We start from the raw sequence: 22437 nt of genomic DNA on the forward strand, positions 1-22437 counted from the left end.
CATGGCAAAAGGTAAGTTCGAACGTACCAAACCCCACGTAAACGTAGGCACGATTGGGCACGTTGACCACGGCAAGACGACGCTGACGGCGGCAATCACGACGGTGCTGTCCAAGGCCTTCGGCGGCGAAGCCAAGGGCTACGCGCAAATCGACGCGGCGCCTGAAGAGAAGGCGCGCGGCATCACCATCAACACCTCGCACGTCGAGTACGAAACCAAGGCACGCCACTACGCGCACGTTGACTGCCCGGGCCACGCCGACTATATCAAGAACATGATCACGGGCGCCGCGCAGATGGACGGGGCGATCCTGGTGGTGTCGGCCGCCGACGGCCCGATGCCCCAGACGCGCGAGCACATCCTGCTGTCGCGCCAGGTTGGCGTGCCTTACATCATCGTGTTCCTGAACAAGGCCGACATGGTCGATGACGCCGAGCTGCTCGAGCTGGTGGAAATGGAAGTGCGCGAGCTGCTCTCGAAGTACGACTTTCCTGGCGACGACACGCCCATCATCACGGGTTCGGCCAAGCTGGCCCTGGATGGCGACGAAGGTCCGCTGGGCACGCAGGCGATCATGAAGCTGGCCGATGCGCTGGACACCTACATCCCGACGCCCGAGCGCGCGGTGGACGGGGCGTTCCTGATGCCGGTGGAAGACGTGTTCTCGATCTCGGGTCGGGGCACGGTGGTCACGGGCCGCATCGAGCGCGGCATCGTCAAGGTGGGCGAGGAAATCGAGATCGTGGGCATCAAGGACACGGTCAAGACTACCTGCACGGGCGTGGAGATGTTCCGCAAGCTGCTGGACCAGGGGCAGGCGGGCGATAACGTGGGCGTGCTGCTGCGCGGCACCAAGCGCGAAGATGTCGAGCGCGGCCAGGTGCTGGCCAAGCCCGGCTCGATCAAGCCGCACACGGACTTCTCTGCCGAGGTGTATATTCTGTCCAAGGACGAGGGCGGTCGCCACACGCCGTTCTTCCAGGGCTATCGCCCGCAGTTTTACTTCCGCACGACGGACGTGACGGGCACCATCGAGTTGCCGGCCGACAAGGAAATGGTGCTGCCGGGGGACAACGTGTCGATGAAGGTCAGCCTGATGTCGCCCATCGCGATGGAAGAAGGCCTGCGCTTTGCCATCCGCGAAGGCGGACGCACGGTGGGCGCCGGCGTCGTTGCCACCATCATCAAGTAACATTGCTAGCGCGGGCGGGGGCGGCGTTGCCCCTGCCTTATTCGTTCTTTAGGAATTCCCATGAAAAACCAGAAAATCCGCATCCGTTTAAAAGCGTTTGACTACAAGCTGATCGATCAATCGGCCGCCGAAATCGTTGAAACGGCCAAGCGCACGGGCGCGGTAGTGCGTGGTCCAGTACCTCTGCCTACGCGCATTCGCCGCTATGACGTGTTGCGTTCGCCGCACGTCAACAAGACGTCGCGCGACCAGTTCGAAATGCGTACGCACCAACGTCTCATGGACATCGTGGATCCAACAGACAAGACCGTTGACGCCCTGATGCGCCTGGACCTGCCCGCAGGTGTAGACGTCGAAATCGCTTTGCAGTAAGCTGTATCCAGCGCCTGTGGCGCAATGTGTAAAAAACGCCATGCTTGAACGCATGGCGTTTTTTTTGCCGCCGCGCGGTGGATGGCGCTGCCGCATGTAATCGTGTCCCAAGGAGCCCGTTCAATGATGAAACTCCGCGTTCTCCTTGGCATCGCCGCGCTTGCCCTGGCAAGCTTGTCGCTGCCGCAGGCCGGCGCCCAGGAGGCTCCCGGGCAGGCGGCGCCCTGCAACGGCGGCCAGGCCGTCAAGCTCGCCGATCAAACCTGGGAAAGCGCCAGTTTTACCACGCAGGTCATCCGCAAGCTCCTGTCCGGCGGCTACGGGTGCCGGACCGAGATCGTGCCTGGCACCCCCGCGGCCATTGAGTCGGCATTGGCGCAGAATGATCTGCAGATTATCGCGGAGCAATGGTCGGGCCGGTCGCCGATCATCGAAAAGGCGGTTGCCGCGGGCACGGTGCGGGTGGTGGGCGACACCCTGGAGGGCGGGGCCGAGCAAGGCTGGTACGTGCCCGACTACCTGGTCCACGGCGATGCGAAGCGCGGCATCGAGCCGCTGGCGCCGGGCCTGGATGCCTGGCAGGACCTGCCCAGATACAAGTCCCTGTTCACCGACCCCGAAGAGCCCGGCAAGGGCCGCTTCCTGAATTGCCCCACCGGCTGGGTCTGCGAGAAAACCAACAGCCGCCTGCTGGCCCTGCACGGCCTGGAAAAGGATTACACCAATTTCCGCGCCGGCACCGGCGCGGCGCTGGACGCGGCCATCAGCTCGGCCTACGACCAGGGCAAGCCCATATTGTTCTACTACTGGCAACCCGCGGGCCTGATGGCCAAGTACAAATTTCACAAGATACAGCAGGGGCCGTTCAACAAGGCCTGCTGGGACACCATCGTCAGCGGCCAGGGCCAGCCATGCCCATCGGACTTCCTGGCGGCGCACCTGGGAGTGGCGGTTTCGCAAGCCTTCGCCCGGCAGAACCCCGAACTGATCGCCTTCTTCGAGCGCCTGAAGTTTCAGCCCCCGCTGCTGAACCGCATGATACTGCTGATGACGGAGCAGCGGCTGTCGGGCGAGGCCATCGCCACGCAATTCCTGCGCGAGCACCCCGAGGTCTGGCATGAATGGCTGCCCGCCGCGGCTGCCGCGCGCATGGATGCCGGGCTGGGCCTTTCCGCAACACCGGCCCGCGCCGCGCCGGCGGCCGGGCTTGCCGGCTCCGGGAAAGCGCCGGAGGATGCGCGGCCTGCGCCGGACACCGCGGCGGACCTGCCGGGCCATTGGATATTCCCGCGGTGGTCGGGCGCCGAATTCGTCAACAGGCAATTGATGGGCGTGGTCCAGGCCTATGGCAGCACCTTCCGCGGGCTCAGCGACTTCATGCTGACGGCGGTGCTGCTGCCGGTCGAGCGCACGATGCAGGCGATACCGCCGTGGGTCTTTCTGGCCCTGGTGGCGGTATTGTCGTGGCACGCCACGCGCAAGGTCGCCGCCACCGTCCTGTATGTGCTGTGCCTGTATGCCATCGGGGCGGCAGGCTTGTGGGACAAGCTGATCCAGACCTTTTCCCTGGTGCTGGTGTCGACCGCGATATCGATAGTCATCGGCGTGCCGGCGGGCATAATCGCCGCCCGCGGCCGCATCCTGCGCCGCCTGCTGACCCCGGTCCTGGACGTGATGCAGACGCTGCCCAGCTTTGTATACCTGATACCCGTGCTCATGCTGTTTGGCCTGGGCAAGGTGCCGGCGCTGTTCGCCACCGTGATATACGCTGTGCCTCCCCTTATCCGCCTGACGATACTCGGCCTGCGCCAGGTCGATCCGAATGTCATGGAAGCCGCGCAGGCTTTTGGCGTGACCCGCTGGCAGATGCTGACCAGGGTCACCTTGCCGCTGGCGCGCCCCAGCATCATGGCGGGCATCAACCAGACCACCATGATGGCGCTGTCCATGGTGGTGGTGGCGTCGATGATAGGCGCGAGAGGGCTGGGCGAGGACGTGCTGGCGGGCATCCAGACACTGGACGTGGGCCGCGGCCTGCAGGCCGGCGTGGCGATCGTGATCCTGGCCATAGTCATAGACCGCATCACGCAGGCTTATGGCCGGCCGCGCCGCAGGCAGCGCGCGCTGCCGGGCCAGGAGGAGCTGTAATGCCGGAAATGAAAATCGAGATCCGCGATGTGTACAAAGTATTCGGACGGCAGCAGGAGCGGGCGCTGGAACTGCTGCGCAAGGGCGCCGACAAGGCCGCCGTGCAGGCGCAAACCCGGTGCACGGTGGGGCTGGCGGGCGTCAGCGCCAGCATTCCCGCCGGGCAGATATCCTGCGTCATGGGCTTGTCCGGATCGGGCAAGTCCACGCTGGTGCGCCACCTGAACCGGCTGATAGACCCTTCGGCCGGCCAGATCCTGGTCGATGGCCGCAATATCCTGGAGCTCGGCATGCCGGAGTTGCGCGAGTTGCGGCGGCATCGCATCAGCATGGTCTTTCAAAGCTTCGGGCTGCTGCCGCATATCAATGTCATCGACAACGTGGCTTTCGGCCTGTATGTGCGCGGCGAGAAGAAGCGCCAGGCCAGGCAGACGGCGATGAAATGGCTGGAACGGGTGGGCCTGTCCGAGTACGCGGGAAACTATCCGGACGAACTGTCCGGCGGCATGCGGCAGCGGGTGGGTCTGGCCCGGGCGCTGGCCATCGATGCCGAGGTATTGCTGATGGACGAGGCCTTCTCGGCGCTGGACCCTTTGATACGCTATGACATGCAGGACCAGCTGCTCGCCCTGCAGCAGCGTCTGCACAAGACCATAGTCTTTGTCACCCACGATATCGATGAAGCCCTGCGCCTTGGGCAGCACATCGTGATCCTGCGCGACGGCAAGGTGGAGCAGGCGGGAACGCCGGACGATATCAGGAACCATCCCGCCAATGAATATGTGGAGCGATTCGTTGTGCGGCGGCAGGCTGCGAGCTAGGGTTTACCGCAGCGAATGTAGCACTTGGCTATTACCCTGGATTCCGCCCGGCCCGCATAATTGCCAGGTCGGCAAAGAAAAAAGGAGTCAGGAGTGGCAAAGCTCATACACACCATGATCCGGGTACAGGACCTGCGGCGATCCATCGATTTCTACAAGACGGCCTTCAAATTCGAAGAAACGCACAGGCTTGATTTTCCATCTTTCACGCTGGTCTATCTCGGCAATCACGAGAGCCAGGCTGAAATAGAACTCACCTTCAACAAAGACAGAAAGGAGCCGTATGCGCATGGCGACGCCTATGGCCATGTGGCATTCGCCGTCCCGGATCTGCCTCAGGCCCATGCCGATATGACCGAAGCGGGCTATCGTCCCGCAGCCATAAAACAGCTCAGCCGCGACGGCGCGGCGCTGGCGGCTTTCTTTTTCATAGAGGACCCGGATGGTTACAAAATAGAAGTCTTGCAAAAGGCGGGACATTACCAATAAAGTCAATAAAGCCAATAAAGAGCGGGACAGCTCGATGGCGATCTCAGGAGACAAGCGATGAAAAAACTTTTCGATTCGACTGTTGAGCCTCAAGGGCGGGTGCCGCGGCCGGGATCGCGCCGCAGGTTCTTGAAGGCGGGCGTGGTCTTGACGGGCACGCTGGCCGGCGGCTCGATACTGGCGGCCTTCGCGCCGTCCCGCAGCTGGGCCCTGGAGGCGAAGGCGCTCGACAAGAGGCAGGCGGAAGCTCTGCTGATCGTGGCGAAGCGGCTGTACCCGCACCAGAGCCTGCCCGACGCCGTTTATGCGCTGCTGGTCAAGGATATCGATGCGGCCTGTAGCGATGCCGGCGTCCGCAAGATGGTGGAGGCCGGCGTCGACGCCCTGGACGAGAAGGCCGGAGGAAACTGGGCCGCGGCGCCGCAAGCGCGCCAGCTTGCCGTGCTGCGGGAGATGCAGGCCGACCCGTTCTTCCAGAAGGTCCGCGGGCAGTGCATTACGTCGATCTACGATAACCAGATGGCCTACAAGCACTTCGGCTATGAAGGGGAGATCTGGTCAAAAGGGGGATATATCAAGCGCGGGTTCGACGACCTGACCTGGTTGCCCGATCCGCCCGAGTCGGCCAGCCCACCGCCATATGCGGCTTGAATGCGGCGCTGGCGCGCCTGTTATCCATTGAATCCATTTCATGGCGCCCGGCGGGATGCATGCCGGGCGCAAAGGAGGCAGCATGGCTAAGTACGACGATAAAGACGATAGCGTGGTGGTCATCATAGGCTCCGGCGCCGGTGGCGGGACCCTGGCAAACGAACTGTGCCAGAAAGGCGTCAAGGTCGTCATTCTGGAGGCCGGGGGGCGGGAAAGCCCCGCCAGCTTTATCCAGGACGAATGGAAGTCATTTGGCCAGCTGGCCTGGCTGGACAAACGCACGACATCCGGATCCTGGCGCATTGCCCGGGATTTCCCCAACCTGCCCGCCTGGATCTGCAAGACCGTGGGCGGCACGACGACCCACTGGGCCGGCGCCTCTTTGCGTTTCCAGGCGCATGAGTTCGAGGCCAGGACGGCCTACGGCGACATCAAGGGAAGCAATCTTCTGGATTGGCCCATAAGCCTGGCCGAGATGGAGCCCTATTACGCCCGCGCCGAAGACAAGATGAGCGTGACGCGCAGCAATGGCATTCCCGGTTTGCCGGGCAACAACAACTTCAAGATTTTGTACAGCGGGGCAACCCGGCTGGGCTACAAGGAAGTCAGCACCGGGCATATGGCCATCAACAGCATCGCCCGCGATGGCCGGGCGCCCTGTATCCAGCAGGGTTTCTGCTTTCAGGGCTGCAAGGCGGCGGCGAAATGGTCGACCTTGTATACCGAGATTCCCAAGGCCGAGGCCAGCGGCAAGCTTGATCTGCGCACCCAATGCCATGTTGCGCGCATCGAACATGACCAGGGCGGCAAGGCGACGGCGGTGGTCTATTTCGACCGTGATGGAAAAGAGCAGCGCCAGGCGGCGCGGGTGGTTTGCGTCGCCGGGAATTCGATCGAAACGCCGCGCCTGTTGCTGCTGTCTGAATCAGCCAGGTTCAAGGACGGGCTGGCCAACAGCTCGGGACAGGTCGGGCGCAACTATATGCGCCATACAACGGGATCGGTATATGCCGTTTTCGATAAGCCGGTGCATATGTACCGGGGGACGACCATGGCCGGCATTGTCCAGGACGAGGCGCGGCACGATCCGGCGCGCGGTTTTGCGGGGGGCTACGAGCTGGAAACCATCAGCCTCGGCTTGCCGTTCTATGCCGCTTTCTTCGACCCGGGCGCTTGGGGCGGCGATTTCGCCTCCTATATGGATGATTACGTCAAGACGGCGGGCTTGTGGATAGTGGGCGAAGACCTGCCGCAGGAAACCAACCGGATTACGCTGAACCACGCCGTCAAGGATCAGTTCGGCTTGCCTGTGCCCAATGTCCACTACGACGACCATCCCAACGATGCCGCCATGCGCGATCACGCATTCAAGCAAAGCTCGGCAATATATGAGGCGGCCGGCGCGGTTCGCACATTCCACACGCCGCCTTATCCCTCGACCCATAATCTGGGCACATGCCGCATGAGCCGGAAGGCCGACGACGGGGTATGCGACAAGCATGGCCGCGCGCACGATGTGCCGAATCTATTCATTTCGGATGGCAGCCAGTTCACTACGAGCGCGACGGAAAACCCGACCCTGACCATTGTTTCGCTGGCGATCCGGCAGGCCGAATATATAGCGGGCAGCATGTCGCGCAAGGAGCTGTAGGTCCTTCATTCTTTCCGGAGGCAATATGTGCCATATCTATTCCCACACCGATCCCATCTCGTACGAATGCCGGAGCCGATCGGTGCGCATCTCCAAAGTGGTCACCAGCATCAAGCTGGAAAATCTATTCTGGGACACGCTGTCGCAGCTCGCCCACGACGAGGGAGTGACGACCAACCAGCTTATCGCAAAGCTGTACGACGAGGTCTACGCCTGCCGCAACGAGGTCACCAACTTCGCGTCTTTTCTCCGGGTGACCTGCATGCGATACCTCGAGGCCAAGGGGCAATCCATGCGGGATGCCAGGCATGTCTTGAGCAAAACCGGACAGCAGGCCTGCGCGGCCGCGCCTTCCGCGGGCAAGCTTGCGCTGCACGGCGAAAATCATGTCGAATAGGCCAATTCGCCGGCGACGTAAACCGCTTTCGTCGCCCTGTCGTCGCCCATGGTCATTTGCACGAACAGGGCTTCTTCGATGTTCTGGCAATGCTCCATGCGAAAGGCGATGAGGGGGGTGGACTTGAGGTCCAGCACCAGCAGATCCGCCTCCATGCCCGGCGCGATGCTGCCTATCCTGTCTTCGAGGTACAGGGCCTGGGCGGCGCCCCGGGTCGCCAGGTAGAAGGCTTTGGCCGGCGACAGCGAATAGTGGCCCAGCTGCCCTATCTTGTAGGCCGCGCCCATGGTCTGCAGCATCGACAGGCTGGTCCCCGCGCCGACATCGGTGGCCAGGCCCAGCCGCAGGGGCTGGGCCGGATCTTTGGCGCGGGAAAAATCGAACAGGCCGCTGCCAAGAAAGCTGTTCGAGGTCGGGCAATGCGACACGGCCGAGCCGCTTTCGGCCAGGTGCCGCCATTCCGCTTCCTCCAGATGGATGGCGTGGCCGAAAATGGCGCGCGGCCCGGTCAGGCCATAATGGGCATAGACGTCCAGGTAATTGCGCTGGCCCGGATACAGGCTTTTCACCCAGGCCAGTTCATGCTTGTTCTCGGCAATATGGGTCTGCATATAGGCTTCGGGGTAGCGCTTCCATAGCGCAGCCGCGGCCTCCAGCTGCTGCGGCGAGCAGGAAGGCGCGAAGCGCGGCGTGATGGCGTAGGACAGGCGCCCGCGCCCATGCCAGCGCCGGATCAGCGCTTCGGAATCATCGTATCCCGACTGCGCCGTGTCGGTCAGCGCCGCCGGCGCGTTGCGATCCATCAGCACCTTGCCCGCGATCATGCGCAGGCGGCGCCTGCCGGCGGCCTCGAAGAACGCATCGACCGATTGCGGGTGCACGGTGCAGTAGACCGCCGCGGTGGTGGTGCCGGCGCGCAGGCATTCGCCGAGGAAGAAATCCGCCACCGATGCGGCGTGGCCGGCATCGGCGAATTGCTGTTCGGTAACGAAGGTGTACTGATTCAGCCAGTCGATAAGCTGCTTGCCGTAGGCGCCTATCATTTGCGTCTGCGGATAGTGCACATGGGTATCGATAAACCCGGGCAGGATCAGCGCGTCCGCGTAATGATCGACTTCATGGCCGCGCAGTTGGCCGCGATTGGCCTGGAAGTCCCCGGCGGCGGCGATTACGCCATTTTCGATCAGGATGAGGCCGTCCGGCTCGTAATGCAGCGCGGTCGTGTCGCCGGTGAGGAAGGGGTCGTCGACGAAGGTCAGATAGGGGCCGCGTATGGCTTTCAAAGAGGCATTGTCCGCCATGTAGGGATTCTCTTGGTGAGGTGGGCTGCGGCCGCGTCGGGATGTGGAGCCGGCGCAAGCATCATAGAGGAATCATAAAGGAAGTCGGCCAGAGCGGGTAGGCAGTCTGCGCCTTGCCGGCTTCGATTCGAGCCCGGCCTGGCGGCCCTATGGCCGTCCCGCCGCGGGTGCGACTGTTGCTTTCGCGCCCTGCGGGATCCCTTTACGGGTATCTACCCGTTCCCCGACTTGCTTAGGCACCCGTAGATATGCTAAAGTGCTACGCTTGACCAAAAAAGTTTTGGATTCAAAAAAATCGTGTATGCAGAGGGCTTGCATACGGTAATTAGCCCCGACCAATCGCAGTCGGGAATGGAGAAAACGATGTCGAACTCGACACCTACGCCTGCCGCCTATCGGCTGGGACTGGTTGGGCGCAAAGTCGGCATGACCCGTATTTTCACCGAGGAAGGCGAGTCCATCCCGGTTACAGTACTGGACGTGTCGAACAACCGCGTTACCCAAGTCAAGTCACCAGAAATCGATGGCTACGCGGCAGTGCAAGTTGCCTATGGCACACGGCGCGCTTCACGCGTGACCAAGCCACAGGCAGGGCATTACGCCAAAGCCGGCGCTGAAGCCGGCAGTATCCTCAAAGAATTCCGTCTAGATCCCGCCAAGGCCGCTGAATTTACAGCAGGTTCTGTCGTGGCCGTCGAAAGCGTATTCGAAGCGGGGCAAAAAGTTGACGTCACTGGCACGACGATAGGTAAAGGCTTTGCCGGCACCATCAAGCGCCATCACTTCAAGTCGCAACGTGCTTCGCACGGCAACTCGCGTTCGCACCGCGTTCCGGGTTCCATCGGTCAAGCACAAGATCCAGGTCGTGTGTTTCCGGGCAAGAAAATGTCGGGCCACCTTGGTGATGCGACCCGTACCGTTCAAAATCTAGACATCGTTCGCGTCGACGCGGAACGTGGCTTGCTGTTGGTCAAGGGCGCAGTCCCAGGCCACAAGAACAGCGACGTCATCGTGCGTCCCGCCATCAAGATGTCGGCCAAGAAAGGAGCCTAATCATGGAACTCAAGCTCCTGAATGACCAAGGTCAATCCGCAAGTACGTTCGCTGCTCCTGACACGATTTTCGGCCGCGACTTCAACGAAGCGCTGGTGCACCAGGTCGTCGTGGCTTTCCAGGCCAATGCGCGCAGTGGCAACCGCGCCCAGAAGGGTCGCGATACGGTCAAGCACAGCACTAAAAAGCCGTGGCGCCAAAAAGGCACCGGCCGTGCCCGTTCGGGTATGACATCCTCGCCTATCTGGCGTGGAGGTGGCCGTGCGTTCCCGAATTCGCCTGAAGAAAACTTCACGCATAAAGTCAACAAGAAAATGTATCGCGCCGGCATTCGCGCGATCCTTTCCCAGTTGGCTCGCGAAGACCGCATTTCCATCGTCGACACTTTTGTTCTTGATGCGCCCAAAACCAAATTGGCCGCGGACAAGCTCAAGAGCATGGGCCTCGAATCGGTGCTGATCATTACCGACGTGCTCGACGAAAATCTGTACCTCGCAACACGCAATCTGCCGCATGTTGCCGTGGTTGAACCGCGTTATGCCGATCCGCTGTCGCTGATCCACTACAAGCAAGTGCTGATCACCAAGACGGCTATCGCTCAACTCGAGGAGATGTTGGGATGAAAGCCGAACGCTTATTGCAAATAATCCTGGCTCCCATCGTGACTGAAAAAGCCACGTTCGTTGCCGAAAAAAATCAGCAAATCGCTTTTCGCGTCGCTGCCGATGCAAGCAAGCCCGAAATCAAGGCTGCCGTTGAACTCTTGTTCAAGGTGGAAGTTGAGTCGGTGCAGGTCTTGAACCGCAAGGGCAAGGAAAAGCGCTTTGGCCGTTTCATGGGTCGCCGCCGTAACGAGCGCAAAGCATATGTTTCGCTCAAGCCCGGTCAGGAACTCGACTTTACGGAGGTGAATTAAATGGCACTCGTAAAAGTCAAGCCGACTTCGCCCGGTCGCCGCGGCATGATCAAGGTGGTAACGCCTGGTCTGCACAAAGGCGCCCCCTTCGAAGCTCTGCTCGAAAAACAAACACGTGGTTCCGGCCGCAACAACAATGGCCACATCACTGTGCGCCATCGTGGCGGCGGTCACAAGCAGCATTACCGTCTGGTCGACTTCCGTCGCAACAAAGACGGCATTCCTGCCAAAGTTGAACGCCTGGAATACGATCCCAACCGCACGGCGCACATTGCCTTGTTGTGCTATGCCGACGGCGAGCGCCGCTACATCATCGCTCCCCGCGGCCTGGAAGTAGGCGCAACGCTGTTGTCCGGCCTGGATGCTCCCATCCGCTCCGGCAATACGCTGCCCATCCGCAACATACCAGTGGGCTCCACCATACACTGCATCGAAATGCTTCCGGGCAAGGGTGCGCAAATGGCTCGCTCCGCCGGCGCTTCGGCTGTCCTGATGGCCCGCGAAGGTACTTATGCCCAGGTGCGTCTGCGCTCTGGCGAAGTCCGCCGCGTCCACATCGATTGCCGCGCCACCATAGGCGAAGTCGGCAACGAAGAACACAGCTTGCGCCAGATCGGCAAAGCCGGCGCCATGCGCTGGCGTGGTGTGCGTCCTACGGTCCGTGGCGTTGCCATGAACCCGGTGGATCACCCGCACGGTGGTGGTGAAGGCCGCACTGGTGAAGGTCGCGAACCGGTTTCCCCATGGGGCACTCCGGCCAAGGGCTTCAGAACCCGTCGTAACAAGCGCACAGACAATATGATTGTCTCGCGCCGCAAGCGCAAGTAAGGGGCGAACAACATGTCACGTTCGATCAAGAAAGGCCCATTCGTCGACGCGCATCTGATCAAGAAGATCGATGCCGCTGTCGAGGGCAAAGACAAAAAGCCGATCAAAACCTGGTCGCGCCGTTCCACCATCCTGCCCGAGTTCATTGGGCTGACGATTGCTGTGCACAATGGCCGCCAGCACGTTCCCGTGTACGTCAACGAGAACATGGTCGGTCACAAGCTCGGCGAGTTCGCACTGACCCGTACGTTCAAGGGCCATGCTGCGGACAAAAAGTCCAAGAGGTAAGTGATGGAAACTACAGCTATTATCCGTGGAGTCCATATCTCGGCCCAGAAGACACGTATTGTTGCGGATCTGATCCGCGGCAAGTCGGTTGCCCAGGCGCTGAATATCCTGACTTTCACACCCAAGAAGGCCGCGGGTCTGCTCAAGAAAGCTCTTGAGTCCGCGATCGCCAACGCCGAGCACAACGACGGCGCCGACATCGATGAGCTTAAAGTCACTACGATTTATATTGACAAGGCTCAGTCGATGAAGCGCTTCTCCGCCCGTGCAAAAGGCCGCGGTAACCGCATCGAGAAGCAGACTTGCCACATTGTGGTCAAAGTCGGCGCTTAAGGAGTCACAATGGGACAGAAAATACACCCGATTGGGTTCCGCCTCGCGGTTAACCGCAACTGGACTTCGCGCTGGTATGCGGACGACAAGGCCTTTGGCGGCATGCTCGCCGAAGACATCCGTGTGCGCGAGTATCTGAAGAAAAAACTGAAAAGCGCTTCTGTCGGTCGCGTGATTATCGAGCGTCCTGCCAAGAATGCCCGCATTACCATTTACTCGGCTCGTCCGGGCGTGGTGATCGGCAAGCGCGGCGAAGACATCGAAAACCTCAAGTCCGATCTGCAACGCTTGATGGGCGTGCCTGTGCACGTCAATATCGAAGAAATCCGCAAGCCCGAAACCGATGCCCAGCTTGTCGCCGACTCGATCGCCCAGCAGCTCGAAAAACGCATTATGTTCCGCCGCGCCATGAAACGCGCCATGCAGAATGCAATGCGTCTTGGTGCCCAAGGCATCAAGATCATGAGCGCAGGACGTTTGAATGGCATCGAAATTGCCCGTACCGAATGGTATCGCGAAGGCCGTGTGCCACTGCACACCCTGCGCGCCAACATCGACTACGGCACTGCCGAAGCCCAAACAACCTACGGCATCATCGGCATCAAAGTCTGGGTCTACAAGGGCGACATGTTGCCTAACGGCGAAATGCCCCCCGAGACCGCGGCTCCCCGTGATGAAGAGCGTCGTCCGCGTCGTGCGCCTCGTGGCGACCGTCCAGACAGCCGTCGTCCCGCTGGTGCTCCCGGACGTGGTCGCGGCCCTCGCAAGCCAGACGCCGCGCCGGCGCCTGAAGGAGAATAACCATGCTGCAACCAGCACGCAGAAAATACCGCAAAGAGCAAAAAGGCCGCAATACCGGCCTGGCCACTCGCGGTGCAGAAGTTTCGTTTGGCGATTTCGGTCTGAAGTCCATCGATCGTGGCCGCCTGACGGCACGCCAAATCGAAGCCGCTCGTCGTGCGATCAACCGCCACATCAAGCGTGGCGGCCGTATCTGGATCCGCATCTTCCCCGACAAGCCGATTTCGCAGAAGCCTGCCGAAGTCCGCATGGGTAACGGCAAGGGCAATCCGGAATACTGGGTCGCAGAAATTCAACCCGGCAAGGTGCTCTATGAAATGGAAGGTGTAAGCGAAGAGCTTGCACGTGAAGCTTTCCGCCTGGCCGCCGCTAAGTTGCCATTGCGCACGACCTTCGTGTCGCGCCACATCGGCGCTTAAGGAGACCTCATGAAAGCCAGCGAACTCCGTTCCAAAGACGCCACCGAGCTCGGTAAAGAGCTCGAGAGCCTGCTGAGAGCACAATTCAACCTGCGTATGCAGCGTGCTACCCAGCAGCTTTCCAACACCAGTCAAATTGGCAAAGTCCGCCGCGATATCGCGCGCGTCCGCACCATCATGACTGAGACCGCAGGAAAGTAAGATGAGCGAAACTCAAAACACCCAGCCAGCCAAGCGCCAACGTACCCTCGTTGGCCGGGTTGTGAGCAACAAGATGGACAAGACTGTCGTGGTCAGCGTTGAGCGCCGCGTCAAGCATCCCGTCTTGGGCAAGATCGTCATGCGCTCGAACAAGTACAAGGCGCATGACGAGACGAACCAGTACAACGAAGGTGACATGGTCGAAATCGCGGAGGGTCGTCCGATCTCCCGCGACAAGTCATGGACTGTCGTGCGTTTGCTCGAAGCCTCGCGCGCCATCTGAAGTCAGATAGGCCGGAAAATCCCTACACGCAGATAATGCGGTAGGGATTTTTTTACGTCCCGCCATCTTGAAATGATATGCCCCTAGCTGGAAAGTGTATTTCTACTAGTCTCCCGTGTTTGTATAGTATGGCGATACCAGCTCTCGCCACGAGAGCGACGACCAAAGGAGACTATCAAATGCAATCCCCCAATAACCGCCGCCGCGTGCTGCAGGCGCTTGCGCTGGGCACCGCCCTGCTCGCCTGTTCCGCAAGCCGCGCCGAGAACCCGGCGGTGCGCCTGGTCGTGATCGTCGCGCCGGGCGGCAGCGCCGATGCATTGGCGAGAATGGTGGCGGACAAGGTCGGCCAGCGCCTGCAGACGACATTCATTGTCGAGAACAAGCCGGGCGCCGGCGGCAACATTGCCGCCCAGTCGGTGGCCCGCGCCGCGCCCGACGGCAACAACCTTCTGGTGACGGCGAACAATCACACCATCAACCCGTCGCTGTTTCGCAATGCGGGCTACAAGATAGAGGATCTCGCGCCGGTGGCCCAGCTGATGCAGGGCCCGTCGGTAATCGTCGTGCCCAACGATTCCAAGTACCGGACGCTGGAGGCGCTCATAGCCGACGCGAAAAAGAATCCGGGCACGGTCAGCTACGGCAGCGCCGGCATAGGCACGCCCAGCCATATCGCCGGCGAAATGCTGGCCACGGCGGCCGGCGTCAAACTCGTCCATGTGCCCTATCGGGGTTCGGGGCTGTCCCTGAACGACGTTGCCGGCGGCCAGATCCCGGTGGTCATTGCCAGCCTGGTGGCGGCGATGCCGCTGGTCAAGGCGGGCAAGGTCAAGGCGCTGGCGGTCACCTCCAAAGAGCGCTGGCCCGTCACTCCGGAAATCCCGGCCGCATCGGAGTCCGGCCTGCCGGGTTACGAACACATCACCTGGCTGGGCCTGTTTGCGCCCAAGGGGACGCCGGCCGCGCGGGTATCCGAACTCAATGCGGCGACCCGGGCGGCGCTTTCGGAGCCGGACATGAAAGAGAGGGTGAAGACGCTAGGCGGCACGGTAGGGACTATGGATGTGGCCGCGTTCACGGCGTTTGTCGATTCGGATTACACCGCCTCCAGGAAATTGGTGGAAACCTTGGGCATGCGCGCCGATTGACGGCGCCGGCCAACCCCTTATGCGAGGTATTGAATGAAGCACCTTCCTATTCCGGCTGGCGCGCCAGCCGGCGCGACCCCGCAGGGCGCCGCGCCCCGCCGCCAGCCGCTGGCCGCCATGCGGGTGATAGACCTCACCCAGGTGATGGCCGGCCCTTATTGCTCCATGCTGCTGGCCGATATGGGCGCCGACGTCGTCAAAGTCGAGCCCCCGGTGACCGGAGACCAGACACGCGGCGCGATGGGATTCAAGCTGAAAGGCAATGACAGCCTGGGCTTCCTGAACCTGAACCGCAACAAGCGCAGCATCGTCCTGAACCTGAAGACCGATGCCGGCCGGGAGGTCTTGCTGCGCCTGGTGAAAGACGCCGATGTGCTGATCGAGAACTTCCGGCCTGGCGTCATGAAGCGGCTCGGGCTGGACTACGAAACGCTTGCCGGGCTGAACCCGGGATTGGTGTACGCCAGCATTTCGGGCTTTGGCCAGACCGGCCCGCTATCGCAGCGCCCGGGCTACGACCTGATGGCCCAGGCGATGTCGGGCATCATGAGCGTGACGGGGCATCCCGGCGGCCCGCCCGTCAAGGCGGGCGTCCCCGTGGGCGACATAGGCTGCGCGCTGTTCACCTCGTATGCCATTCTGTCGGCATATATCGGCAAGCAGGCCGGCGGGTCGGGCCAGTATATCGATGCCTCGCTGATGGATACCGCGATGGCGTTTTCGGTATGGGATATCTCCGAATATTGGGGCACGGGGAAGATCCCCACGCCGGTGGGCACCGCCAACCGCATGAGCGCGCCATACCAGGCCGTGCAGGCCAGCGACGGCTATTTCGTCATGGGCGCCACCAACAACAAACTGTGGAAACTGCTGTGCGAAGTGATGGATCGCGCCGAGCTGCTCGGCGACGAGCGCTTCAAGGATATCTCGGCGCGGCTGGCCAATCGCGAAGTCCTGATCGAGGAACTTGAAAAGACCTTTGTTACCCGGACGCGCCAGGAATGGACCGATACGCTGGTGGCCGCCGGCATTCCGGCCAGCCCCATGCAGTCGTATCCGGAAGCGTTTCAAAGCGATCATGCCGTCCACAGGGAAATGCGCATCGACATCGATCATCCGGTGGAGGGCAAGATTCCGAATATCGGTTTTGCGGTCAAGCTGTCGGGCACGCCCGGGCAGGTCCGCATGCCGCCGCCGCTGCTCGGCGAACATACACAGGCCATTCTGGCCGAAATCGGCATAGACGGCGCCGAGCTTTCAACGCTGACCGAAGCAGGAGCATTCTCATCATGAGCGAAGGCAACGTTACACTATCCATCAGTGGCGGCGTGGCGTCGGTGCTGTTCGACCGGCCCGAGGCGCGCAACGCCATGACCTGGCGCATGTACGACCAGCTCGCCGAAATCTGCGGCGTGCTGCAAGCCCATCCCGGCGTGCGCGTGGCAACCTTCCGGGGCGCGGGAGGGCGGGCTTTCGTGGCCGGCACCGATATCGAGCAATTCCGCGAATTCGCATCCGGGGAAGACGGCGTACGCTACGAGGAAACCATCGAGAGCCGCATCACGCAGCTCGAAAGCCTGCCGTTTCCCACTGTCGCCGTGATCGACGGTTACGCCATGGGCGGAGGGCTGGCCATAGCCGCCGTCTGCGACTTCCGTATCGCCACGCCGCAGGCCAGCTTCGGCGCGCCCATTGCGCGTACCCTGGGCAATTGCCTTTCAAGCGCCAATACCGCGCGCATCGTGGCTGGCTTCGGCGCGAGCCGCGCCAAGCGCATGCTGATGCTAGCGCAGACCATAGCCGCGGCCGAAGCCTGCGATTGCGGCTTCGTGCATTTGATCAGCGACCCTGCCGAACTGGACGCCAAGGTCCTGGAGCTATGCGAAAGACTGGCCAGCAACGCGCCGCTGACGATGCAGGTTGCGAAAGAAACCATACGGCGCCTGGTCGCGCACGGCTTGCCATCCAATGACGACCTGGTGCGCATATGCTATGGCAGCCGCGACTTCAAGATAGGCGTGGAAGCATTCCTGGAAAAGAAGACGCCTACCTGGACGGGAGCCTGATCCGGCATATTCCGCGGCGCCCCATGCGCCCGCGCTTCAGATGGGCCGCGCGCCCTGCCAGCCGCCACTGTGCAGCAGTCGATGGAAAACCGCCAGCAGCGTCTCCTGCACCGCCAGCAGCGGCGGTTCCTTGGGCGCTTCCGTGGCGCGGCAAAGGGCTAGGGTGCGGCTGAGAGTAGGCTCGATCAGCAAGGCGGGCACAGTGCCTTTCATATCGGGGCAGGAATGCAGCGCCGACAGCGGCAGGACGGTGGCGCCTATTCCGGCCTGGGCCAGCCGTATCATGGTCGCGGGGGAAGAGCACTCCGCCACGACATTGAGTTCGATATCCAGGGCGCTGCAGGCGCGCTCCAGATTGGTGCGCACCGAATTCGGAACCGCGGGCAGCACGACAGGCTGCCGGTGCAGCGTCCTGAGGCGGCGTTCCTTGGCCGTCCAGCCGGCAGCCGCATCGATGACATAGAAATCCTCGACCAGGACGGGAAGGGCATCGATGCCGCGCGGCACCTGCTCGACATACAGCAGGGCCAGGTCGAGCCGCCGGTTCACCAATAGTTCGGCCAGGTGCGAGCTGGGGTATTCGATCATGCACAGCATGATCCCCGGGTAGCGCTTGCGCAGCGCGCCCACGAAGTCGACCGACAGCATCTGGGCCACGCTGACCGGCACTCCCAGCGTCACATGGCCCTGCACTTTGCCCTCGGCGCCGCGGCCGATGAGCTTGAGGCCGTTGATCTGGATCAGCGCGCCGCGCGCCTGCCGGTAAAAGCGCAAGCCTCGCTCGGTCGGGACCACGCCTTGCGAGCTGCGGGTGAAAAGCTGGCAGCCGACTTCCTTTTCGAGGCGGGCGATATGCAGGCTGAACGCGGACTGCGCGATATGCATGGCGTACGCCGCCTTGGACAGGCTGCCGAGCTCCACGGCCTTGATGAAATACTCGAGCTGTTTCAATTCCATGGAATGCGATAGTCCCGGACCACTAGCCCTTGAGCTCGCGGCGCAGGATCTTGCCGACATTGCTGCGCGGCAGGTCGTCGCGGAACTCCACCGACTTCGGGGTCTTGTAGCCGGTGAGCATGCTGCGGCAGTGCTTGATCAGGGCTTCTTCCGTCAGGCTGTCGTTCTTGCGGATGACGAACAGCTTCACCACTTCGCCCGAATGCTCGTCGGGTACGCCGATGGCGGCAGCTTCCTGCACGTCGGGATGCTGCATGGCGACCGCTTCCACTTCATTGGGATATACATTGAATCCCGAGACCAGGATCATGTCCTTCTTACGGTCCAGGATGAAGATATAGCCTTCTGGATTGACATAGCCGATATCGCCAGTGTGCAGGAAACCGTCCGGATCGAAGGCCTTGCTGGTTTCGTCCGGGCGGTTCCAGTAGCCCGGGCTCACCTGCGGCCCGCGCACGCAGATTTCGCCGCTTTCGCCCTGGGGCAGGTCGCGGCTGTCGATGTCGCGTATGGCAATTTCCGTGGACGGCACCGGCAAGCCGATGGAGCCGTTGAAATCCTGCCTGTCCAGGGGATTGATGGTGACCGCCGGCGAGGTTTCGGTCAGGCCGTAGGCTTGCGCGATGGGCTTGCCCGTGACCTTCAGCCAGCGCTGCGCAATGACTTCCTGCACCGCCATGCCTCCGCCGAGGGTCAGGCGCAGTGCGGAGAAATCCAGCTTGGCGAATTCGGGATTATTCAACAAGGCGTTGAACAGGGTGTTTACGCCGGTGATCGCCGTGAATCTGACCTTGCCCATGCTCTTGACCAGGTCGGGGATGTCGCGCGCATTGATGATAAGCAGGTTTTGCGCGCCGAGTTTCATGAAGGTCAGGCAATTGGCCGTGAGGGCGAAGATATGGTAGAGCGGCAGGGCGGTGACGATGCATTCCCCGCCTTCGCTGACATAGGGCTGGACCCAGGCGTGGGCCTGGCATACATTGGCCACCATGTTGCCGTGGGTCAGCATGGCCCCTTTGGCCACGCCCGTCGTGCCGCCGGTGTACTGCAGAAAGGCCAGGTCGGAGTGGCCCAGCGGCGCCGGGGCATAGGGCGCTTTCCTGCCGGCCGCCAGCGCATGTTTCAGGCTTACCGTGGCTGGCAGGCTCCAGCTTGGCACCAGTTTCTTGACATGCCGTACCACCAGATTGGTCACCGCGCCTTTCACCGTGCCCAGCATCTCGCCTATCGAAGTCACCACAATATGCTTGATGGCGGTTCTCGGCAGCGCTTTCTGCAGGGTGGCGGCGAAGTTTTCCACGATGACTATTGTTTCGGCGCCGGAATCGGCCAACTGGTGTTCCAGTTCGGTGGCGGTATACAAAGGATTGGTGTTGACCACCACCGCCCCGGCGCGCAGTGCGCCGAAAAGGCAGACCGGATATTGCAGCAGGTTGGGCATCATCAGGGCCACGCGGTCGCCTTTCTTGATGCCGATGGCATGCAGCCAAGCCGCGAAGTGGCGCGCATGCTCGTCAAGCTGCCTGTAGCTGAGCGTGGCGTCCATGCTGATATAGGCTGTTTTATCCGCGTACCGCGCGCAGCTTTCTTCAAGCAGGGCGACCAGCGAGCCATAGGCGTTTGCCTGCTCGGTGATGTCGGCCGGTATGCCCGGTGGATAATGATCAAGCCAAATGCGTTCCATACTGCCTGCCCCCTCTTGTTTTATTTTCGCCCCAGCAAGGCTTGCTTCAAGGACTCTTGCGCGGGCTTTTCTCCCAGCCATACGCGCATGAGCGCCGCCGGCAAGTGCGGGTCCTTGACCTGTCCAAGCTCGCGGCCCTTGAATGATACCGCTATACCCGTCGCGTTGAAGTCCAGTTCGATCGTATCACCGTTGCGGCCCGGCCCGGCGCTCTTCATGATCTCCCTGAACTGGGCGATGGCGCTGTCCATCTGCCTGAGTTCCTGCGCCGGGTTGTTGGCCTTCAGGCCCTCGTCCAGCGCGTCGAGCAGGGCTGCGCCATCGATGCTGCGCAATAGCGTCAGCTGCAGGCGGCGCGGCTGGTTGCTGTGGATGATGGCCTGGGCGTCGGGGGTCGGGGCGGCGGTGTAGAGGGCCGCCGCATAGACGTCGAAGACGAAGCGCTTGCGCACGCCGGCGCCATTGAGGAACAGCGGCTGCACATCGGTCGATACCTGGTTGGCTATCTTGACGCCGCCGGCCTGCGCCGCCGCGGCAAGGGGCGCCAGGCACAGGCCGCCCGCAAGAACCGCCAGGGCGAGCAGCGCCTTGGCGAATAAGAAGGTCTTCATGGTTTCTCTCCTGGTTCTTTTTCCAGTATTTTTTGTTTGTAGAATGCCTTGTCGGCGATATATACCATGCGTTCCACCACGGTGTATATCGTGCCGGCCTTGTCCTTGAGCTCCACCGTGTAGCGGCGCGATGTCTCGTGATGCGCATCCAGCTCGGCATTGATATGGGCGAGCTCGGCCGGATCCAGACGAAAATCCGCATAAAGCGTGCAATACGCCGGCTTGCGGTAGCGTATGGCCGCGGCCTTGTCCCAGATGACGACATCGCGGTGCAGGTTCGCAAGCAGCATTATCACGTGTGCGCCGTCGGTGACGGCAAATAGCGACCCGCCGTATAGCGAGCCCACGAAATTGCGCGTGCGCCGGCTCAGCGCCAGGCGTATGCGCACGTGCAATATGTCGCGCGAAATGAATTCAACCCGGCCGCCTGTGCCGCGAAAGGCCGGGTTGAGGTTGAAGCCCGCGCGCAGGACCCTGGCGCGCCAGCGCAGCGGAATCCGCTTGAGCGTGGAGAGCTTCATGCCAGGCTACGGACAGCGCGGATCAGAAGCGATACGACAGCTGCACCCCCAGCAGATTGGCGTTGGAATCGTAATCGCCGCGGACCGCGCCCTTGCCGGCGGCCGAGTTGTTGATGGATGTGCTCTTGACAAAGAGATGGGCATAGCCGACGTCCACGGTAGTGCGCTCATCGAAATTGTACTGCGCGCCGATGGAGACCCAGTAGCGGTCATTGTCCGGTAGCGAGGTCGGACGATGATTGTCGCTATGCACCGGCGATTGGTCCCAGGCAATGCCGCCTTTCAAAGTCCACTGGCGATTCCACTTGTAGTTGGCGCCCAGCGCTACCCGCCAGGTATTGCGAAAACGCAGGTCGAGACTGTCCTGGCCGAGCGCGCCGTTGTCGATATCCAGTGACGGTATGCTGCTCCATCCCGTCCACGAGACGTCGGCCAGCAGTTGCCATTGGCTGTTGAGATCATGCACGACGCTCAGGACGGCGCTGTCGGGAAGCTTCACCGTGGTGCTGGCATTCGCATTCCTGGGGGGCACCGCGGCGGCATAGGGGCTGGGGACGTTATGGTTCCTCAGCCTGGTCGTCCCGTCCGCGTCTATCTTGACCCTGGATCGATACGCCAGGCCTATGCGCGTTGCGGGCGTGGCCTGGTACAGCGCGCCCAGGTTCCAGCCCCAGGCGTCGCCGTCCATTTTCACCGTGGCGTCCAGGTCGCCGAGGTACATGCCGTTAGGCGCCAACGCGGGCACCGCGCGGCTGAATTCGGCGTCCAGCCGCATCCAGTTGACCCCGGCGCCAAACGACAGCTGGTCATTCACCTTGTAGGCGATGGACGGATTGACATTGACGCTTCTAATGTCGAATTTCTTGGAGTGGTAGCGGCCCGTCCAGTTGTCGTCCTCGTACTCGGTCATCAGGCCGAAAGGCGCGCCTATGCCCAGGCCCAGGTACCAGTTGGGGTTCAGTTCCCACGAAATATAGGCGTTGGGCACCACGCCCCAGGAACCCGCATCCCCGCCGTTGCCGCCTGTGCTTCCCGGCACAGTGCTGCCATCGTTCTTGAACTTGAACGACGGCCGGATGGCGGTCGCGCCGCCGGATACATTGACGCCTGGCAGGCGCGTCATCCCGGCGGGGTTGTAGAAGATCGTGCTGGCGTTTTCGGCCAGGGCGGCAGAGCCGGCATAGGAGTTGCCGATGCCGCTGGCATTCTGTTCCAGCAATTGAAAACCGGCCGCATGAACGCTTGCCGCGCCCATGCCCAGAACGACGGCCGAAACGATACGTAACGACGTTGCTGCTTTCAT

Annotated in this window: 27 protein-coding genes; 21 read left to right on the forward strand and 6 right to left on the reverse strand. The window is 61.8% G+C overall.

From position 1 onward, the window contains the following. Position 1: 1 nt before the first annotated feature. The 8 genes from tuf to BUB23_RS25345 all read left to right on the forward strand — a co-directional run bounded on the left by tuf (position 2) and on the right by BUB23_RS25345 (position 7721). Positions 2-1192, forward strand: a complete 1191-nt coding sequence (gene tuf, locus BUB23_RS25310) for an elongation factor Tu (RefSeq protein ID WP_073109947.1) — start codon at positions 2-4, stop codon at positions 1190-1192. Positions 1193-1252: 60 nt separating this feature from the next. Further along, positions 1253-1564 (forward strand): 30S ribosomal protein S10, encoded by a 312-nt coding sequence (gene rpsJ, locus BUB23_RS25315; RefSeq protein ID WP_013743964.1) that lies wholly within the window; start codon positions 1253-1255, stop codon positions 1562-1564. Positions 1565-1687: 123 nt separating this feature from the next. Beyond that, the gene (locus tag BUB23_RS27900) at positions 1688-3712 is read left to right on the forward strand and encodes a glycine betaine ABC transporter substrate-binding protein (RefSeq protein ID WP_073109950.1); all 2025 of its coding nucleotides are present in this window, start codon (positions 1688-1690) and stop codon (positions 3710-3712) included. Continuing rightward, positions 3712-4533: a quaternary amine ABC transporter ATP-binding protein gene (locus tag BUB23_RS25325; RefSeq protein WP_084136255.1), complete on the forward strand. Its 822-nt coding sequence runs from the start codon at positions 3712-3714 to the stop codon at positions 4531-4533. The genes BUB23_RS27900 and BUB23_RS25325 overlap by 1 nt, the downstream gene beginning before the upstream one ends. Before the next feature lie 93 nt (positions 4534-4626). Then, positions 4627-5022, forward strand: a complete 396-nt coding sequence (locus BUB23_RS25330) for a VOC family protein (RefSeq protein ID WP_073109953.1) — start codon at positions 4627-4629, stop codon at positions 5020-5022. Positions 5023-5079: 57 nt separating this feature from the next. Beyond that, entirely contained in the window at positions 5080-5673 is a 594-nt protein-coding gene (locus BUB23_RS25335) for a tat (twin-arginine translocation) pathway signal sequence (protein ID WP_073109956.1), read from the forward strand. Positions 5674-5755: 82 nt separating this feature from the next. Beyond that, positions 5756-7324, forward strand: coding sequence for a GMC family oxidoreductase (locus BUB23_RS25340; protein ID WP_073110038.1), 1569 nt, complete (start codon positions 5756-5758; stop codon positions 7322-7324). 25 nt (positions 7325-7349) lie between these two features. Then, positions 7350-7721 carry a ribbon-helix-helix domain-containing protein gene (locus tag BUB23_RS25345; protein ID WP_084136256.1) on the forward strand — a complete coding sequence of 124 codons (372 nt, stop codon included), beginning with the start codon at positions 7350-7352 and terminating at the stop codon, positions 7719-7721. Here the strand turns inward: BUB23_RS25345 and guaD are convergent. Next, positions 7709-9022 carry a guanine deaminase gene (gene guaD, locus BUB23_RS25350; protein WP_073109958.1) on the reverse strand — a complete coding sequence of 438 codons (1314 nt, stop codon included), beginning with the start codon at positions 9020-9022 and terminating at the stop codon, positions 7709-7711. The genes BUB23_RS25345 and guaD overlap by 13 nt on opposite strands. 363 nt (positions 9023-9385) lie before the next feature. On the opposite strand from guaD, the gene rplC reads away from it, so the two are divergent. The 13 genes from rplC to BUB23_RS25415 all read left to right on the forward strand — a co-directional run bounded on the left by rplC (position 9386) and on the right by BUB23_RS25415 (position 17361). Next, positions 9386-10075 carry a 50S ribosomal protein L3 gene (gene rplC / locus BUB23_RS25355; RefSeq protein ID WP_073110042.1) on the forward strand — a complete coding sequence of 230 codons (690 nt, stop codon included), beginning with the start codon at positions 9386-9388 and terminating at the stop codon, positions 10073-10075. A gap of 2 nt (positions 10076-10077) precedes the next feature. Beyond that, the gene (gene rplD, locus BUB23_RS25360) at positions 10078-10698 is read left to right on the forward strand and encodes a 50S ribosomal protein L4 (protein WP_073109961.1); all 621 of its coding nucleotides are present in this window, start codon (positions 10078-10080) and stop codon (positions 10696-10698) included. Next, positions 10695-10991: a 50S ribosomal protein L23 gene (gene rplW / locus BUB23_RS25365; RefSeq protein WP_073109963.1), complete on the forward strand. Its 297-nt coding sequence runs from the start codon at positions 10695-10697 to the stop codon at positions 10989-10991. The genes rplD and rplW overlap by 4 nt, the downstream gene beginning before the upstream one ends. Further along, positions 10992-11819: a 50S ribosomal protein L2 gene (rplB, locus tag BUB23_RS25370; RefSeq protein ID WP_073109966.1), complete on the forward strand. Its 828-nt coding sequence runs from the start codon at positions 10992-10994 to the stop codon at positions 11817-11819. It abuts the gene before it with no gap. A gap of 12 nt (positions 11820-11831) precedes the next feature. Beyond that, positions 11832-12107 (forward strand): 30S ribosomal protein S19, encoded by a 276-nt coding sequence (gene rpsS / locus BUB23_RS25375; protein WP_073109968.1) that lies wholly within the window; start codon positions 11832-11834, stop codon positions 12105-12107. Positions 12108-12110: 3 nt separating this feature from the next. Beyond that, on the forward strand, positions 12111-12440 hold the full coding sequence (gene rplV, locus BUB23_RS25380; RefSeq protein ID WP_073110044.1) for a 50S ribosomal protein L22: 330 nt from the start codon (positions 12111-12113) through the stop codon (positions 12438-12440). A gap of 9 nt (positions 12441-12449) precedes the next feature. Further along, a complete protein-coding gene (gene rpsC / locus BUB23_RS25385) occupies positions 12450-13241 on the forward strand; it encodes a 30S ribosomal protein S3 (RefSeq protein WP_073109971.1) in 792 nt (263 codons plus the stop codon). A gap of 2 nt (positions 13242-13243) precedes the next feature. Next, positions 13244-13660: a 50S ribosomal protein L16 gene (gene rplP, locus BUB23_RS25390; protein WP_073109973.1), complete on the forward strand. Its 417-nt coding sequence runs from the start codon at positions 13244-13246 to the stop codon at positions 13658-13660. Positions 13661-13669: 9 nt separating this feature from the next. After that, positions 13670-13861 carry a 50S ribosomal protein L29 gene (gene rpmC, locus BUB23_RS25395; protein WP_073109976.1) on the forward strand — a complete coding sequence of 64 codons (192 nt, stop codon included), beginning with the start codon at positions 13670-13672 and terminating at the stop codon, positions 13859-13861. 1 nt (position 13862) lies between these two features. Continuing rightward, positions 13863-14144, forward strand: coding sequence for a 30S ribosomal protein S17 (gene rpsQ, locus BUB23_RS25400; protein WP_073109979.1), 282 nt, complete (start codon positions 13863-13865; stop codon positions 14142-14144). 179 nt (positions 14145-14323) lie between these two features. Then, complete coding sequence (locus tag BUB23_RS25405) at positions 14324-15295, forward strand: tripartite tricarboxylate transporter substrate binding protein (protein ID WP_073109982.1); 972 nt, start codon at positions 14324-14326, stop codon at positions 15293-15295. A gap of 117 nt (positions 15296-15412) precedes the next feature. Beyond that, complete coding sequence (locus tag BUB23_RS25410; RefSeq protein ID WP_245801389.1) at positions 15413-16588, forward strand: CaiB/BaiF CoA transferase family protein; 1176 nt, start codon at positions 15413-15415, stop codon at positions 16586-16588. Further along, on the forward strand, positions 16585-17361 hold the full coding sequence (locus BUB23_RS25415; protein WP_073109988.1) for an enoyl-CoA hydratase/isomerase family protein: 777 nt from the start codon (positions 16585-16587) through the stop codon (positions 17359-17361). The genes BUB23_RS25410 and BUB23_RS25415 overlap by 4 nt, the downstream gene beginning before the upstream one ends. Positions 17362-17397: 36 nt before the next feature. Here the strand turns inward: BUB23_RS25415 and BUB23_RS25420 are convergent, their stop codons facing one another. The 5 genes from BUB23_RS25420 to BUB23_RS25440 are packed head-to-tail and all read right to left on the reverse strand — an operon-like array spanning position 17398 to position 22437. Further along, positions 17398-18318, reverse strand: coding sequence for a LysR substrate-binding domain-containing protein (locus BUB23_RS25420; RefSeq protein WP_073109991.1), 921 nt, complete (start codon positions 18316-18318; stop codon positions 17398-17400). A gap of 22 nt (positions 18319-18340) precedes the next feature. After that, positions 18341-20002, reverse strand: a complete 1662-nt coding sequence (locus BUB23_RS25425; protein ID WP_073109994.1) for an AMP-binding protein — start codon at positions 20000-20002, stop codon at positions 18341-18343. A 20-nt stretch (positions 20003-20022) separates the two neighbouring features. Next, positions 20023-20613 (reverse strand): chalcone isomerase family protein, encoded by a 591-nt coding sequence (locus BUB23_RS25430; protein WP_073109997.1) that lies wholly within the window; start codon positions 20611-20613, stop codon positions 20023-20025. Beyond that, the gene (locus BUB23_RS25435; protein WP_073110000.1) at positions 20610-21134 is read right to left on the reverse strand and encodes a DUF4442 domain-containing protein; all 525 of its coding nucleotides are present in this window, start codon (positions 21132-21134) and stop codon (positions 20610-20612) included. The genes BUB23_RS25430 and BUB23_RS25435 overlap by 4 nt, the downstream gene beginning before the upstream one ends. 22 nt (positions 21135-21156) lie before the next feature. After that, complete coding sequence (locus BUB23_RS25440; protein ID WP_073110003.1) at positions 21157-22437, reverse strand: OmpP1/FadL family transporter; 1281 nt, start codon at positions 22435-22437, stop codon at positions 21157-21159.

Origin of the sequence: Pollutimonas bauzanensis, from assembly GCF_900129885.1 — a bacterium.
Taxonomy (GTDB): domain Bacteria; phylum Pseudomonadota; class Gammaproteobacteria; order Burkholderiales; family Burkholderiaceae_B; genus Pollutimonas; species Pollutimonas bauzanensis.

What these genes read in the sequence shown, in the direction of transcription:
- BUB23_RS25435 (WP_073110000.1), bottom strand. Translation starts at nt 21,134, where the DNA reads ATGAAGCTCTCCACGCTCAAGCGGATTCCGCTGCGCTGGCGCGCCAGG.
- BUB23_RS25415 (WP_073109988.1), top strand. Translation starts at nt 16,585, where the DNA reads ATGAGCGAAGGCAACGTTACACTATCCATCAGTGGCGGCGTGGCGTCG.
- rpsQ (WP_073109979.1), top strand. Translation starts at nt 13,863, where the DNA reads ATGAGCGAAACTCAAAACACCCAGCCAGCCAAGCGCCAACGTACCCTC.
- BUB23_RS25335 (WP_073109956.1), top strand. Translation starts at nt 5,080, where the DNA reads ATGAAAAAACTTTTCGATTCGACTGTTGAGCCTCAAGGGCGGGTGCCG.
- BUB23_RS25430 (WP_073109997.1), bottom strand. Translation starts at nt 20,613, where the DNA reads ATGAAGACCTTCTTATTCGCCAAGGCGCTGCTCGCCCTGGCGGTTCTT.
- BUB23_RS25410 (WP_245801389.1), top strand. Translation starts at nt 15,413, where the DNA reads ATGCGGGTGATAGACCTCACCCAGGTGATGGCCGGCCCTTATTGCTCC.
- BUB23_RS25405 (WP_073109982.1), top strand. Translation starts at nt 14,324, where the DNA reads ATGCAATCCCCCAATAACCGCCGCCGCGTGCTGCAGGCGCTTGCGCTG.
- rplV (WP_073110044.1), top strand. Translation starts at nt 12,111, where the DNA reads ATGGAAACTACAGCTATTATCCGTGGAGTCCATATCTCGGCCCAGAAG.
- rpsC (WP_073109971.1), top strand. Translation starts at nt 12,450, where the DNA reads ATGGGACAGAAAATACACCCGATTGGGTTCCGCCTCGCGGTTAACCGC.
- rplB (WP_073109966.1), top strand. Translation starts at nt 10,992, where the DNA reads ATGGCACTCGTAAAAGTCAAGCCGACTTCGCCCGGTCGCCGCGGCATG.
- BUB23_RS25345 (WP_084136256.1), top strand. Translation starts at nt 7,350, where the DNA reads ATGTGCCATATCTATTCCCACACCGATCCCATCTCGTACGAATGCCGG.
- rpsJ (WP_013743964.1), top strand. Translation starts at nt 1,253, where the DNA reads ATGAAAAACCAGAAAATCCGCATCCGTTTAAAAGCGTTTGACTACAAG.
- BUB23_RS25425 (WP_073109994.1), bottom strand. Translation starts at nt 20,002, where the DNA reads ATGGAACGCATTTGGCTTGATCATTATCCACCGGGCATACCGGCCGAC.
- rplC (WP_073110042.1), top strand. Translation starts at nt 9,386, where the DNA reads ATGTCGAACTCGACACCTACGCCTGCCGCCTATCGGCTGGGACTGGTT.
- rplW (WP_073109963.1), top strand. Translation starts at nt 10,695, where the DNA reads ATGAAAGCCGAACGCTTATTGCAAATAATCCTGGCTCCCATCGTGACT.
- BUB23_RS25325 (WP_084136255.1), top strand. Translation starts at nt 3,712, where the DNA reads ATGCCGGAAATGAAAATCGAGATCCGCGATGTGTACAAAGTATTCGGA.
- rplD (WP_073109961.1), top strand. Translation starts at nt 10,078, where the DNA reads ATGGAACTCAAGCTCCTGAATGACCAAGGTCAATCCGCAAGTACGTTC.
- rplP (WP_073109973.1), top strand. Translation starts at nt 13,244, where the DNA reads ATGCTGCAACCAGCACGCAGAAAATACCGCAAAGAGCAAAAAGGCCGC.
- BUB23_RS25420 (WP_073109991.1), bottom strand. Translation starts at nt 18,318, where the DNA reads ATGGAATTGAAACAGCTCGAGTATTTCATCAAGGCCGTGGAGCTCGGC.
- tuf (WP_073109947.1), top strand. Translation starts at nt 2, where the DNA reads ATGGCAAAAGGTAAGTTCGAACGTACCAAACCCCACGTAAACGTAGGC.
- BUB23_RS25340 (WP_073110038.1), top strand. Translation starts at nt 5,756, where the DNA reads ATGGCTAAGTACGACGATAAAGACGATAGCGTGGTGGTCATCATAGGC.
- rpsS (WP_073109968.1), top strand. Translation starts at nt 11,832, where the DNA reads ATGTCACGTTCGATCAAGAAAGGCCCATTCGTCGACGCGCATCTGATC.
- guaD (WP_073109958.1), bottom strand. Translation starts at nt 9,022, where the DNA reads ATGGCGGACAATGCCTCTTTGAAAGCCATACGCGGCCCCTATCTGACC.
- BUB23_RS27900 (WP_073109950.1), top strand. Translation starts at nt 1,688, where the DNA reads ATGATGAAACTCCGCGTTCTCCTTGGCATCGCCGCGCTTGCCCTGGCA.
- rpmC (WP_073109976.1), top strand. Translation starts at nt 13,670, where the DNA reads ATGAAAGCCAGCGAACTCCGTTCCAAAGACGCCACCGAGCTCGGTAAA.
- BUB23_RS25440 (WP_073110003.1), bottom strand. Translation starts at nt 22,437, where the DNA reads ATGAAAGCAGCAACGTCGTTACGTATCGTTTCGGCCGTCGTTCTGGGC.